Here is a 14,172-nt window from a genome sequence, read left to right on the forward strand (position 1 = left end):
CCTTGATGTTAGTTATGCTGTGGTGTGAATTGCCAAGAAGCCAGCTTGAACAAGCCCGTATCGCTCTCTCCTGCGAATACCAGATGGAGGTTGTGCACTCCCTCCGCTCCCTGGACCCCCGTCTTCAGCTCCAGCCATTCCTGCGAGCCGTCCGCCGCCGGAACCGTCAGTCTGCCGATAACCGGACCCGCCGGCTCATCCAGGTGCAGCTCCAGCACGCCGCCCGCTTCCAGGCTCAGGACTGAGGCCTGGAACGAGCCGGCTCCGCTACCGAAGTCTATCCCGGAAAGTCCGATCCAGCCGCCGTGCTCCACATCCGTTACTGCCTGAACTCCGCCCTCGGCCAGGTATTCTGTCTTCACCCCTGCGCTCCAGCCCATCGTTGCCGCCGGAATACGCTCATACGGGTTCAACGTTGCAAGCTGCTGCACACCTTCGTAATCCGCATGGATCTCCGGGATGGACCCGTCTTCATTATGAGTCAGGCGGTTAAGATGTGTGGAGCGGTAACCGTTCGCAATCCCTTGGGCCTTGGACAAGGTCTGGGCGTGATAAGCAATATACCAGCTGTCATGGAATTGGAAGACCGCGTGATGGTTATTCCCGGATACGCCGAAGAAATGTCCCGGATTCTTCAGGATCGTGTGGTGATACGTCCAGGGACCCATAGGATGCTCACTGGTCATATAGGCGATCTCTCCCGCAGGAGGGCTGCCTTCCGGCCGTTCCCCGTCATAGAAGTTCGAGCAGTAGGTATAATAGTAGACTCCGTTCCATTTATGGATTCCGGCATCCTCGAACATGAACGGGGCCGGAATCACTTTCGCGCTGCCCACCACGCTGGTCATGTCCTCACCCAGCGGCATCACCCGTGCTGTGCCCGGCTCGGCGAACTGTCCTTCCGGGACGCCGCCTCCGAAGTAGATATACCCCTTGCCGTCATCATCCAACAGCACCGCCGGGTCGAACAGCCAGGTAACATCCTCTACCCCAGGTGTAGAGCGCAGAATCAGTGCCTCCCCGATCGGGTCCACCCATGGACCCACCGGACTGTCACTCGACAGAACGCCGATGCCGCTGGCATTATTGGCGAAGTAGAGGAAGAACTTGTCCTTGCCGTCAATTACAGTATGAAGCGCTGCCGGTGCCCAGGACTGGGTTGCCCACTTCGCTGCACCCTCCGGTCCGGCTACGGCTATCGTACCATGATCGGTCCAGTTCACCAGGTCAGCGGATGAGATTACGGTAATCGTATTAATGCTGCTGTAGGAGTTCTCCTTCACCACACCGTTCTCATCATACTCCAGTGCATCATTAGTCATATACAGATAGACTCTGTCTCCGAATACCAGGGCATAAGGATCGGCTCCGTATCTGTGTGCTACCAGCGGATTGCCGCTTGGCGGTACCTTGCCGGTTGCCTGCTTCAGTTGAGTTGTCATGTGATTCCCTCCAGATATAATAAGGTGTCGAGCTTGAAATAATATTAGGATTGCAGTGCGGCCAGTTCGGCCAGCCGGGTGAATGAAGCCTTCGGCTGCTTCTGCTCATCGAACAGGAACGGCCAGTTCTTGCGTCCCCGGACGGGGAAGCCGTCCAGCCAGGTATAATCATCGGCCACGCCCCAGAAGGTCACCGAATCAATGGAGTCTCTGAATTCCAGCAGTAGGGCGAAGATCTCGGCATAACGCTCCTCCTGAAGCTTCAGCATTTCAGCTGTTGGCGCTTTCAAATCCGTGCGTTTGTCGTCATGACGGAACACGGAGAGATCCAGCTCGGTAATGTGGATCTTAAGCCCCAGTGATGCGTAGAGCTTAAGGGCACTACGAATTTCCTCAATGGAAGGGCCGTAGATATTCCAGTGTCCCTGCATTCCGATTCCGTGAATCGGCGTATTCTGGTCCAGCAGGCTGCGTACGAGCTTGTAGATTTTGCCGCTTTTGACAGGATCGGTCTCATTATAGTCGTTGTAGAACAGCAGCGCTTCTGGGTCTGCCTGATGTGCCATTTCAAAGGCCTGGCGAAGATAATCCTCGCCGATGATCTCAAGCCACCGCGTATCCCGCAGGTACTGGTCTGTTTTATCCTCAATCGCTTCATTTACTACATCCCAGGCGTACGCCCGTCCCCGGTAACGGCCCACTACTGTGTTAATGTGGGTCTGCAGGCGGGTAAGCAACTTCTCTCTGCTGCAGGTTCCGCCTTCCGCATCCTGGAACATCCAGTCTCCGGTCTGGTTATGCCACAGAAGCGTATGCCCCCGGACACCGATCCCGCGCGACTCTGCGAATTCGAAGATACCGTCCGCAGCCTCGAAGGTAAATTTGCCTTCCTGCGGCTGAACCAGAGCCGGCTTCATCTCATTCTCGGCGGTGATGCTGTTGTAATGCTTCGCGATGAAAGGACCCTGGGCAGCTATAATGCTGGTACTGACGGCAGCCCCTATTTTAAAGGCCTCCCGGAACATTTCATGTAATGCAGGAATTTCGCTGCTGGCTTGCTTCATTTTTGCTAACCTCCTGTATTGGACAACATTTTTTGGGACAACTCTCTCTATCATAACGCATTTGTATGCGTTTACCATCACCAAAGTAAATAGATGGACCCCAAATAAATAATTGCACCCTATTTCTGATTTCCCTGAGCCTGTAAGCGGAACTGAACGGGCTTCAGCGCCGTCCGTTTCTCGAACTCTCTTAAGAAATGGTGATAGTGTACGTAACCGACGCTCTCCACAATGCTTCTGACTGTGTCCTGAGTGTCAACGAGCCGCTGCTTGGCCGCTTCAATCCGCAAATTATGAATATATTCAAGAATGCTGATACCGTGCTTTTTAATGAAGGCCTGGCCCAGGTACACCGGATTAATATAGAAATGCTCAGCAATCTCTTTTACCGTCAGATGCTCTGCGTAATGATCTCTCAGGAAGCATTCAACGCGGATCAGCGGATGCTCGGAGTTACGCTCCTTGTGCTGGCGGATATAGTTCATACTGGTTCCCAGCGCCGTCTCCAAGGTGACCTGCAGGTCTTCCAAGGACCTCGGCTCGGTTCTGAAAAAATCAAGCGTGCCGATCCACTGATCGTCCGCGCCGCCGAATTCCTTCAGCAGCTCCATGCTCCGCAGCATGATATCCATGCCCGTCATCTGGACGACTCCCGGATCTGTCCGGTTCTCCTTGAACACACTGAACAATTCGCTCAGCTTCTCTGCGGCCTTCTGCTCCTGCAGCCGCTCCACTGCGCTGATAATCTCCTCAATCAGCTCTGCGGAAGGTAGCGTGTAATTCACCTGTCCCTCAGCTTCACTGGCCGAGTCCACCGGGCCGCATTCATCCGAATAGAAGTAGTGGCGGGCCGCAGCGTCTGCCGCTTCGCGGTAGGAGACCGGCAGCTCGCGGAGGGAACGCACACTTGGCCCAATGCTGACCGAGCCCTTTACCCCGCTGCGGGTCAGTCCGGCGTATAGCTGCTCCGCCAGTCCAGCCGCCGCCCCCCCCGAGCTCTCCACGACCAGCCCGGTCTGATCCCCGGGCAGATCAATGAGCATCGCACCGGCCGGTGCGGCCAGCTCCCGGCACAGCTCCGTAATCCGGCTGCTATGACCCTCCACATGCACATACGTCCACCCAGTGGCCGCCTCATCCAGGCGGTCCATCTGCTCCGCTGCTTCTTCATCCGGCTCCGCCCAATGCCCTTCAAGCATGCGCGCGATCGCGAGCGGCAGCAGCCGGCTGGACAGCATGCTCTGCTGCATGGTCTGCTTAAGGCGCAGCTCCAGCTCATCCGTAATGTCCGTAAGCACCTTATCCCATTCCGCATCCATGGCCGGCTTCAGCAGGTAATGCCTTACCCCGTATCTGATGGCTGTTCTGGCATACTCAAATTCGCCATAGCCGCTAAGCACGATGAAGACCGGCTGCTCCATATCAAGGCTGCGTACGCGCCGGATCAGCTCAAGCCCGTCAATCTCGGGCATGCGGATATCTGTAATCACAAGATCGGGCGAGCTGCGGATAATGGCAGCCAGCGCCTCCTCCCCGTTCTCACAGGCTCCGCATACCTCGAAGCCCAGCTCCTCCCAGTCGGTCAGCGTCCGCAGCCCCTCTAAGGCAATCGTCTCATCATCAGCAAGCACTACTTTATACATGAGCTCCCTCCCCTATCGGAACCAGACTCAAATCCTCGGGAATCTGGATGGTAATGACCGTTCGTTCGTACTCGATGCTCTCAATGCTGAATCCAGCCCTGCCGTCATAGTACAGCATTAGGCGTTTATACACATTGCGAAGCCCGACATTCTGTCCCGTATCCTCCTCTGTCTCCAGATGGGACTTGATCCATTCCAGCTTCTCCTTCTCAATTCCTTTGCCGTTATCAGTCACCATAATCAGCAGACCTGTCTCATTCCGCGAAGCAGACACGTGGATTTCTCTTGCCCATTTGACCGACTGCAGGCCATGCTTGCAGGAATTCTCCACCAGTGCCTGTATACTCATCTTGGGAATCCGGCAGTTCAGCACCTCAGGCGCAATATCCAGCACATAAGAGAACCGGTTCTGGAAGCGGAACTTCTCAATCTGCAGATACATCTCGACGAAGGATACCTCCTCCTCCACCGTAATCAGATCATCCTTCCAGCTGAGCAGCCTGCGCATAATCAGGGCCAAGTTGCGGATGACATCGGTAACCTGTTCATATTTATACTTCTTACAGATGACCAGGATCGCATTCAGCGTATTAAAAAGGAAATGAGGGTCCACCTGGCTCTCCAGATATTTCAGCTCCGCCCGTACCCGTTCCAGCTCCAGATCCTTCTTCTGGATCTCCAGCTTATAGACATCATTGATCAGATTGCGGATTTTGCCGGTCATCAGATTGAAGCTGCGGATCAGACCTCCGATCTCATCCTTCCCTTCGTACATATCTATGCTCTCGAATTGTTCATATTTGACCAGTTTCATATGCTTGTAGAGCAGCCGTACCCGCAGATTGTAGGAGCGTATAATCACGATCATGAGCAGCGTGGGAATGATAATCGTCAGCAGGACCAGAATCAGCGAGTTCCTGAGCGCGCGGTCCATCTCATGGCTGATCTTACGCCCTTCCGGAGTTCCTACCAGCTGCCACCCCTTGGTGTAGGCCGCACTGCTGAGCGCCCGGACAATCTGCTTGGAAGGCTGGTCAAGACTGGTGTCCACATTCAGCAAGGCACTCGCATCCAGCGAGGAGAAGGAACGGTCCGAAGCCAGCACGACCCGGTTCTTCTCATCCAGCAGCTTGAAATCCAGATAGTCACGCTCCTTCTGGAACAGCTCCTGCATGTTGTTCAGCCGCAGATCAATCCTCAGATATTTCGTGTAGGGCTGGCCCGTGAAGTTATCCAGCTTGCGGATCAAGCTGACCAGCACCTCCTGCTGCGGCGGATTCAGCGGGTTGGTCCCCTGATAAGAAGTCAACAGCACCTTATTGGAGCTGCTTGAGATTTTGCGGTACCATTCACTTCTCTTATCTGCGTCCGACAGAATGAAGTAACTGTTGCCGTTCTGAATCGTCGGATTAGAGGTGTATATGCCCATCCAGTAGATATAAGAATGAAGATTGCTGTACTGCCGCAGCTTGTCCTTCAGAGAATCATTATAAACATCATAATAAGCCTCATTATCCGGATAGGCGTAGTCCATCATCTCCATATAAGGCCGGTCCGCAGCCACCGTGTTGCTGATCGCCACGCATTCGTTCACGATCTGCATCAGGTCATAGGCCACCCGGTCTACCGAAATCTCCAAATTCCCCCTCTCCCGTGCCTCCACATTACGGCTGATTTGCACATAAAAGAGGGCATTGATACTAAGTATGGGGACAAGCACGCACAGTAAGTAGATGAACAAAAACTTATATTTGAGCGGAATATCATTGATGAAGGCAGATGGCTTCCGGTTATTCTTCATGCAGGCCCCCTCCTCCCTCTTGAATTAACTCTTCTTGTACACGGAAGGTGTAACTCCGTTAAGCGCCTTGAACTTGGCGGCGAATACATCGGCGTCTGAATAGCCCACTCTGCTTGAGATATCGGAAATCCCCATATCGGTCCGGCGCAGAAGCTTCTTCGCCTCTTCAATGCGGTATTCATGAAGATAATCGTTAAAAGAGCTGCCGTAGTATTTCTTGAAGCGTTGTCCCAGGTAGGCCGAGTTCACATGCAGGTGCCCCGCAATATCCTGCAGCTTCAGCTTCTCCTGATAATGCCCGCGGACATACTCTATCGCTGCGGCCACGATCTGATCCTCTGCCCTGCCGTCCGCAGCCGCAGCGAACCACTCTGCAGCCTCGCACAGCTCCTCCTCTATCTGACGCTCAAGCAGCGGCAGACAATTGGCCGTATGCCGGGACGGGAACCATTTCTGCACCCACTGCGCATAGTCTCCCCCTCTGGCAGTAATTTCACGTAGCAGTTCTGCTTTGATATTCGCGAGAAACGCGTCGATCCATGAGCTGGAAGCCACATCCGCCGAGAAAATCTTGAACACCTCGCCAAGCTGATCCGTGAGATGCCGTGCCTTCCCTTCGGTGACGGATTGCAGCAGCGATCGTCTCAGCTCTGCCGGAAGCATGGCCATCTGTGTCTTATCCTGCTTCTCGAAGAAGCCGGCTCCCCCGCGCCCCGGCCCATCCGGTCTGCACAGCTCAGCAGCCAGCGCCTCCTGGTATGCCGTCTTCAGAGCCTCCGGACCCTGATGCTGAAGACTTGCTGTGAAAAAGACCGCCGTGCTGTACAGCGGCCGCATCTCCTCCATCCACCGGGTAAGCAGTGCCTGGTCAAGCGCCGGTCCTTCCTGCGGGGACACCAGCAGATAGCCGTGCTTTCCGCTGCCTGCGGTGAACGGATAGACCGCGAGGCTGAGCAGCCGTTCCTTGCTTCTCATGGCGGCGAGTTGCTCACGCATATGAACGCTGTCCGGCGCTGCTCCATGGACCAGAATACAGCATAGCCGCGAGGCGGGGGAGATTCCCAGCGTCTTCAGCCCCTGCTCCCGCTCCTCCTCCGTATTCTCCCGCATCAGGAGCCGGGATACCATATCCTCCTGCATCAGAGCCGAGAGCGCATCACGCCGAGAGGACGCCTTGCGTTCCTTAAGGATCTGTTCCGTGACCGTCCGCAGCGCCTCTGTCAGCTCCGTTTCATCCAGCGGCTTGGTCAAATAATTGGATACTCCGTATTTCAGGGCCCGCTTGGCATACTCAAAGTCAGCATAGCCGCTAAAAATAATAAATTTCGGCTGGAATTCGCTCTCAGAGGTTCTTCGGATGAGCTCAAGTCCGTCGATGACCGGCATCCGCACATCGGTGATGACCAAGTCAGGGCGGGTGGTGCCAATCAGCTGCAGCGCATCCTCCCCGTCCAGCGCCTCGCCGCATACTTCATAATTTAATGCCTCCCAGTCGACCAGGAAGCGGAGCCCTTCCAGCATAATCGGCTCATCGTCAGCAAACAGTACCTTAAGCATGGGCTCACCATCTTTATATAAGTTATCATGTGCAACATTAAATTCTTATATTTGAACAGGAGAAACCGCTTCGGCTGCACCGAAACGGTTATAATATACATATTTCCCTTATATAATACATAGTGACAATTACTCTTTTACGCTACCCAGGTTCAATCCTACCACGAAATACTTCTGCAAGAAAGGGTAGACGAACAGAATCGGAACCGCTGTAACGATCGTAATGGCTGAACGCATGGAGGCTGGCGTAACCAGCGACTGGACCTGATTGTTCTGGCCTCCCGCAAGCATCGACGGATCATTGTTCGTACTCATAATGGAGCCGAGCATCTTCATCATTTCGTATTGCAGCGTGCTAAGCTTGATATCCGAGGAGGCATAGAGGAATGTGTCAAACCAGGAATTCCATGAGCCTACCGCGATAAACAGTGCAACAGTTGCCAATACAGGCGTACAGAGCGGGAAGATGATTTTCCAGAAAATTCTGAATTCTCCTGCCCCGTCAATCTTCGCTGATTCGGTAAGGCTGAACGGAAGCCCGCGGATATATGTCCGCATGATAATCAGGTTGAACGCGCTGACCAGACTCGGCAGGATATAGACCATGAAGTTATGCAGCAGGCCCATATTCTTGATCAGGAAGTAGTTGGGAATCAGTCCGGCATTGAAATACATGGTCAGGATGAACAGCAAGCCGATCTTTTTGCGGAAAATATATTGCGGCTGCGCCAGTGCATAAGCCAACATCGTTGTAAGGAATACACCGAGCACCGTTGAAATTATAGTACGGGATACCGAGATAAATGCAGCATGATAGATTGTTCCTGATACAAAGACCGCCCGGTAATTCTCCAGCGTCCATACACGGGGCCAGAGGTAGATTCCCCCGGTAAGCGTGTCACTGCCGTCATTGAAGGATACCGCCAGCGTCTGGAGGAACGGATAGAGCGTGACAGTAACCACAAAGAGCATAAATATCGTGTTGAACGTATGAAATACAACCGGCTCAATCCGGCTTGAACCTTTGGTCCTGGCTTTCATATGGGCTTCCTCCTCTATAGTAATCGCTCTTCGCCGAGGCGTTTTGCGACATTGTTTGCGATGAATACGAGAATGACACTGACAATCGTTTTGAAGATCCCTGCCGCCGTAGCCAGCGAGTAGTTACCCATGGCCAGACCATACTTCACTACAAAGATATCAATGGTTTGCGAATAGTCCACAGTAAGTCCGTTGCCCAGCAGATATTGAAGCTCGAAGCCGGCATCCAGAATATGTCCAATGTTCATAATCAGCAAAATAACGAATGTAGCCTTGATTCCCGGAAGCGTGATATAACGCATCTTTTGAAAACGTTTCGCGCCGTCAATGGAAGCTGCCTCGTACAGGGAAGGATCAATGGAGGTAATGGCCGCCAGATAGATGATCGTGCCCCAGCCCACCTCTTTCCATACGTTCGACGCCCCGATGATGCCCCAGAAGTATTTCCCTTCACTGAGCCACATAATCGGATCTTTAATCAGGTGAAGCTTCATTAGAACGACATTGACAATCCCGCCATCGATGGAGAGTGAAGTGGACACAATCCCTGCAGCGATAACCATGGACAGAAAGTGCGGCAAATAAGAAATCGACTGAACTGCGCGCTTGAAGAACTTGAGCTTGATCTCATTCAGCAGCAGAGCCAGACCGATAGCCGTAACCGTACCCAGTACAAGGTTAATGAAACTCATGGCAATGGTATTGCGAAGTACCAGCATAAAGGTATCATCAGAGAATAAAAACTTGAATTGCTGTAAGCCTACCCATTCCTGCTGGCCAAAGGACACCGCCGGGCGGTAATTCTGAAAAGCCATAAGCCAGCCCCAGATGGGAACATAGTTGAAGATAATCAGATAGAGTGCAATAGGCACGGACATAAAAATAAGCTGTTTCTGTGTTTTCAGTGTTTTCCAGCTTAGACTCACACCGATTTCCGGATCGATTTTGCTTTTTCGGGTCTTCTGTTTTTTGACCTGTTTGTCCAGTACGGCATCAGACATGTTGTATTCCCTCCTGTAAAAATCATTCTCTCCACGCTGTCCTATTCACGCATTCTTATTTAGGAAGAGCGGGAAACAGCATTTCCCGCTCCTATTTCTGTACTGAATGGTTTATTTAACGCTCCATTTTTCGATACGCTGCTGAATGCCCTCATTCATCCGGTCTTCATAGGCCTTGATGTCCAGCTTGTGGATTCTGTCCACATAATCCTGCCACACGCCTTCGAACTCAGCAGGGCTGGCCATAATGGCTTTCGGCAAATACTTAATCATGAGGTCATTCAGTTTGGACTGTGCGAGCTGGGCTGGTGAACCATCCTTAAGCACGATGGAATACGCAGGGAAGTAGATATTGTTCTCTTTCGGTTCCTTGAAGAATTCGGACCATGATTTCTTGTTGTACGCCTTCAGAATCTTCTGGTCGTAAGGCTTCAGGCTGTCGAAGAATTCCTGAGGCTGTGTACCCGCATCTGCTGAGTTACCGTCGCTGTACGTACCTTGAATCTTAGGCATGTAACCGAACATCCCTGTGATTTTGTTGGCAACCTGCCAGCTGGTCTTATCCGCATTCGCACGTTGCTCAGGTGTACGGTAGAAGGAACCGTCTGCGTTCACTTCATAATCTTCGCCTTTCACGCCCCATTGAAGCGTCTTCTGCCAATCCTCGGTGATCATCTTATCCCAGAATTTGATAATGCGGACAGGGTCCTTGGCATTGATCGAAATTCCGAATCCGCGGTTAGTACCAACCGCTCCGCGGTCACGATACCATTCTTCTGCGCCCGGATAGAGCAGAGGGAAGCCGATATACGTATTTTCCAGCTTGCCTTGGGAGATCAGGGATTTCTCGCCGTCCTGGAAGTTCCAGTGCTGGTCGAACATCCCGATGACCTTGCCGCTTGCAACCTTGGCCAGATACTGGTCATAGTTCTGTACGAACGCTTCTTTATCCATCAGGCCTTGAGCGTTGATATCATTAAGCTTCTTGTAATAGGTCTTAGAGATATCCTTGTCGGCAAAAATCTGTGCTACATTGTTATCTACAATAACGGCTCCGTCATTCGGATGCCCCGACAGATGCTCTGGGGGATTCTGCAGCGGGAACACGCGCCAGTCGAAGTTGAGTGATTCGAATCCGATCATGTCCGGGTGTTTTTCTTTATATTTAGCAATGATGTCGAAATACTCATCCAGGGTCTTAGGAGTAGGGTAGCCCATTTCCTCAAGCACGCCTTTTTGCAGCCAGAAGCCTGGTCCCTGATAAGTAGGCTCAGTAATTTTACCTTGATAAACGCCATAACTTGGCAGAACGTAGATGTGGCCGTCACTCTCATCCTTGATCTGGTTCCAGACCGCACCGTAATGCTTCTTCAGGTTAGGAGCGTATTTCTCAATCAGATCCTCAAGCGGAATGTATGCCTTGGCATTGATTAATTTGTCGTCACCCGACATGATGTCCGGGTAATCGCCCCCGGCAATCATGACCCCGAGCTTCTGCTGCAGGTCGCCGACCAGGAATTCCTGGTTGAAGGTGATTCCGGTCTCATCTTTGATCAGCTTCAGAATCTTATTGTCAGGCGTTGGCTGTTGTGCGGGACCGTTCATGAATACCGAGAACGTTACCGGAGCCGTGTCGTCTCCGGCTGCTGCCGGGCTTGCGTTGGTTCCGCTGGTGGTATCCTTGCCTGCAGTATCCTTACTTCCGGTGTTGCTGGTGTTATTGCTTGATCCACAGCCTGTCAGTGCCAGTGTGAGTGCTAATACACCGGCCGCAGCGGCTGCTGCTGAACGTTTTGCCGTTTTGTGCATGTTGTTATGCCTCCCCTTTTTGGCTAATCGCTTATGCTTCTAATTTCTCCTGGTGACAACTTTAATTATACGTTTTCAGAATGCGCTTACAATTCATAGAATATAGGTCTTCCCCCCTATAAATTCATAAAAAGAAAACGGTTGCTTGAATCGCGGCAGCGGAATTGCCGTTGTGGGTGGGGGCGTGGTGCCTGCGGGGGTTCGGCTTCTGGCTGCTTTGCAGACGCGGTGTTATTCAGTGGATTCTGATGCACTTGTGCGCCTCATTCACGCTGGAGCTCGCTTTCGGCGGATTCGGGAGCACTTGTGCGCCTCATTCACGCTGGAGCTCGCTTTCGGCGGATTCGGGAGCACTTGTACACCTCACCATTAGGCTCGTCCTTTGCGCACCCACCCGCACCTACGCCACTGCCAAATGTAATCGGTTTTTCGATTACATTTGGCCCACACTCAACGTTCTAGCTAACCACACCAAAAAGGATTGGCACAAATACGCCAATCCTACATAACTATATTATCCTATTCGTCAACTAGCTATCCTAAAGTTACTCTACCCGGTGAAGGTATAAGAATGCCCCGCTTCCCCGGTGAAGGACACCGGAGCCAGCCCCGGGCCTTCCAGACGGCATAGGCCGGATACCGTACAGGTGACCACTACTTCAGTAACGAGCCCGTCTGACCAAGTGAAATCGAGGGTATAGCCGCCTCTTGCCCGCAGTCCTTTGACACTGCCCTCATTCCAGTCGGCAGGCAATGCAGGCAGCAGTCTGATCCTATCTGTATGACTCTGCAGCAGCATCTCAGCGATGCCCGCTGTTCCTCCGAAGTTCCCGTCAATCTGGAACGGCGGATGATTGTCGAACAGGTTAGGCAGAGTCGAATGCTCCAGCAATGCCCGCACATTGGTATACGCCTTGCCCTCATCCTGCAGTCTGGCCCAGAAGTTAATGATCCAGGCCCGGCTCCAGCCGGTATGTCCGCCGCCGCTGGCAAGTCTGCGTTCCAGCGTCGTACGGGCTGCTGCCGCCAGCTCTGGCGTATGCTCCACCGTGAAGGCATCCCCCGGATACAGCGCAAACAGATGCGAAATATGCCGGTGCCCTGGCTCTACCTCTTCATAATCCTCCATCCATTCCTGAACCTGGCCGTATTTACCGATCTGAGGCCCCGGCAAACGGTCCAGCGCTGAGCGGAGCTCTTCGCGGAATACCTCGTCCCGGCCGATAATCTCCGAGCTCTGGACACAGGCCTTGAACAGGGCTTCAATGATCTGGAAGTCCATAGAGGCTCCGGCGCACAGCACACCTGATTCCCCGCCGGGAAGCTGGTATGTGTTCTCCGGCGAGACGGACGGGCAGGTAATCAGCCGGCCCGACTCATCCTCTATCAGGTAATCCAGCAGGAACTGTGCAGATTCCTTCATCGTCTCATAGGCATTCGCCAGATACTGGCGGTCCTGGCTGAACCGGTAATGCTCCCACATATGCAGACACAGCCAAGCTGCTCCCAGCGGCCAGAACGATGCTGGCAGATACGTATCCTGAGGAGCAGTATCTGCCCAGATGTCCGTATTGTGGTGTGCCGTGAAGCCCCCGCAGCCATACATGACCTTCGCAGTCACCCGTCCAGGCTCACGCATCCGTTCGATCAGATCAAACAGCGGCTCATGGCATTCCGCCAGATTACAGAGTTCAGCCGGCCAGTAATTCATTTGCGCGTTAATGTTAATCGTGAATTTGCTGTCCCACGCCGGGGTGAAGCTGTCATTCCAGATGCCTTGCAGATTCGCAGGCAAGGAGCCAGGACGGCTGGAGGCAATCAGCAGATAACGGCCATATTGAAAATAAGTCGAGATCAGTCCGTGGTCTTCTCCCCCCTGCCGGAACCGATTTAGCCGTTCACTGGTCGGCAGTCCGCTCAGCTCCGGGTTCTCCGGGAGCGTCAGCGAGGTCCGGCCGTACAAGCTGCGGTAGTCCGCAACATGGCGGGCAAGCAGCTTGTCATAAGGTACGCTACTCAGCTCTTCAAGCTGCCGCTTGGCATACAGCGCCGGATCGGGATAGCGGAACGTGGTTCCTGCAGCAATCAGCAGCGTAACCGAGCTTGCCCCCTCCACCAGCACATATTCACCAATGTTGCGGCAGGTCCCGTCTTCTGTGACGGCCTTCAATGCAGCAGCGAAGGAGCTTCCCCCGCGCCCGCCGCATTCTCCGCCCATCACCAGTCCGCTGTCATTCCATTTCTCGGTCTTCTCCAGCATTCTCCAGTTCTGGCGGTTGAATCTGGCCTTCAGGGAGATTGCGTTCTTCCGGTCAGAGGTAATCCGCACCACGATGGCTTGATCCGGGTAGCTGGCGAACAGCTCACGGGTATAGCGGACTCCGCCGGTCACATAACTCACCCGGGATACGCCGGATTCGAGATCTAGCTCACGCTGATAGTCAACAGCAGGCTGCTCATGTCCGCTGAATGACAGCAGCAGGTCGCCAAGCGGCAGATAATGGCGCTGCGCTTCCGGCAGCCCCACCATCGTCATGGCCGCCAGCTCCTCCGCCTCCCGCAGCTTGCCTTCCAGAATCAGCTGGCGGAGCTTCGGCAAGTGGGGCAGCGCATCTTCATTGTTGCGGTCACGCGGACCTCCGTACCAGACGGAATCCTCATTGAGCTGCAGCTTCTCCTCAGCCACCCTGCCAAAGATCATCGCCCCCAGCCTGCCGTTGCCTACCGGCAATGCCTCATTCCATTCCTGTGCCGGCTCTGTGTACCATAACCGCTGGCACTGTTCCGTGCTTGTCATCGCTTTTCCGCTCCTTC

9 protein-coding genes are annotated in these 14,172 nt (G+C 53.5%); all 9 read right to left on the bottom strand.

What is annotated here, in order from left to right; genetic code table 11:
* Positions 1–8: 8 nt before the first annotated feature.
* Positions 9–1,442: a glycoside hydrolase family 43 protein gene (locus MKX42_RS21860; protein ID WP_340754563.1), complete on the bottom strand. Its 1,434-nt coding sequence runs from the start codon at positions 1,440–1,442 to the stop codon at positions 9–11.
* A 44-nt stretch (positions 1,443–1,486) separates the two neighbouring features.
* Complete coding sequence (locus MKX42_RS21865; RefSeq protein WP_340754565.1) at positions 1,487–2,506, bottom strand: endo-1,4-beta-xylanase; 1,020 nt, start codon at positions 2,504–2,506, stop codon at positions 1,487–1,489.
* 119 nt (positions 2,507–2,625) lie between these two features.
* Positions 2,626–4,149: a response regulator gene (locus tag MKX42_RS21870; protein WP_340754567.1), complete on the bottom strand. Its 1,524-nt coding sequence runs from the start codon at positions 4,147–4,149 to the stop codon at positions 2,626–2,628.
* Positions 4,142–5,950 carry a sensor histidine kinase gene (locus MKX42_RS21875; protein ID WP_340754569.1) on the bottom strand — a complete coding sequence of 603 codons (1,809 nt, stop codon included), beginning with the start codon at positions 5,948–5,950 and terminating at the stop codon, positions 4,142–4,144. The genes MKX42_RS21870 and MKX42_RS21875 overlap by 8 nt, the downstream gene beginning before the upstream one ends.
* 24 nt (positions 5,951–5,974) lie before the next feature.
* Positions 5,975–7,507, bottom strand: coding sequence for a response regulator transcription factor (locus MKX42_RS21880; protein WP_340754570.1), 1,533 nt, complete (start codon positions 7,505–7,507; stop codon positions 5,975–5,977).
* A 129-nt stretch (positions 7,508–7,636) separates the two neighbouring features.
* A complete protein-coding gene (locus MKX42_RS21885; RefSeq protein ID WP_340754571.1) occupies positions 7,637–8,548 on the bottom strand; it encodes a carbohydrate ABC transporter permease in 912 nt (303 codons plus the stop codon).
* A 14-nt stretch (positions 8,549–8,562) separates the two neighbouring features.
* Entirely contained in the window at positions 8,563–9,549 is a 987-nt protein-coding gene (locus MKX42_RS21890; RefSeq protein WP_060866616.1) for an ABC transporter permease, read from the bottom strand.
* Positions 9,550–9,660: 111 nt separating this feature from the next.
* Positions 9,661–11,358, bottom strand: a complete 1,698-nt coding sequence (locus MKX42_RS21895; protein ID WP_340754573.1) for an extracellular solute-binding protein — start codon at positions 11,356–11,358, stop codon at positions 9,661–9,663.
* A gap of 550 nt (positions 11,359–11,908) precedes the next feature.
* A complete protein-coding gene (locus MKX42_RS21900; protein ID WP_340754574.1) occupies positions 11,909–14,155 on the bottom strand; it encodes a glycoside hydrolase family 95 protein in 2,247 nt (748 codons plus the stop codon).
* Between the last annotated feature and the right edge of the window lie 17 nt (positions 14,156–14,172).

Origin of the sequence: Paenibacillus sp. FSL R7-0204 (genome assembly GCF_038002225.1) — a bacterium.
Taxonomy (GTDB): domain Bacteria; phylum Bacillota; class Bacilli; order Paenibacillales; family Paenibacillaceae; genus Paenibacillus_AQ.

What these genes read in the sequence shown, in the direction of transcription:
- MKX42_RS21860 (WP_340754563.1), bottom strand. Translation starts at nt 1,442, where the DNA reads ATGACAACTCAACTGAAGCAGGCAACCGGCAAGGTACCGCCAAGCGGC.
- MKX42_RS21880 (WP_340754570.1), bottom strand. Translation starts at nt 7,507, where the DNA reads ATGCTTAAGGTACTGTTTGCTGACGATGAGCCGATTATGCTGGAAGGG.
- MKX42_RS21900 (WP_340754574.1), bottom strand. Translation starts at nt 14,155, where the DNA reads ATGACAAGCACGGAACAGTGCCAGCGGTTATGGTACACAGAGCCGGCA.
- MKX42_RS21890 (WP_060866616.1), bottom strand. Translation starts at nt 9,549, where the DNA reads ATGTCTGATGCCGTACTGGACAAACAGGTCAAAAAACAGAAGACCCGA.
- MKX42_RS21865 (WP_340754565.1), bottom strand. Translation starts at nt 2,506, where the DNA reads ATGAAGCAAGCCAGCAGCGAAATTCCTGCATTACATGAAATGTTCCGG.
- MKX42_RS21870 (WP_340754567.1), bottom strand. Translation starts at nt 4,149, where the DNA reads ATGTATAAAGTAGTGCTTGCTGATGATGAGACGATTGCCTTAGAGGGG.
- MKX42_RS21885 (WP_340754571.1), bottom strand. Translation starts at nt 8,548, where the DNA reads ATGAAAGCCAGGACCAAAGGTTCAAGCCGGATTGAGCCGGTTGTATTT.
- MKX42_RS21875 (WP_340754569.1), bottom strand. Translation starts at nt 5,950, where the DNA reads ATGAAGAATAACCGGAAGCCATCTGCCTTCATCAATGATATTCCGCTC.
- MKX42_RS21895 (WP_340754573.1), bottom strand. Translation starts at nt 11,358, where the DNA reads ATGCACAAAACGGCAAAACGTTCAGCAGCAGCCGCTGCGGCCGGTGTA.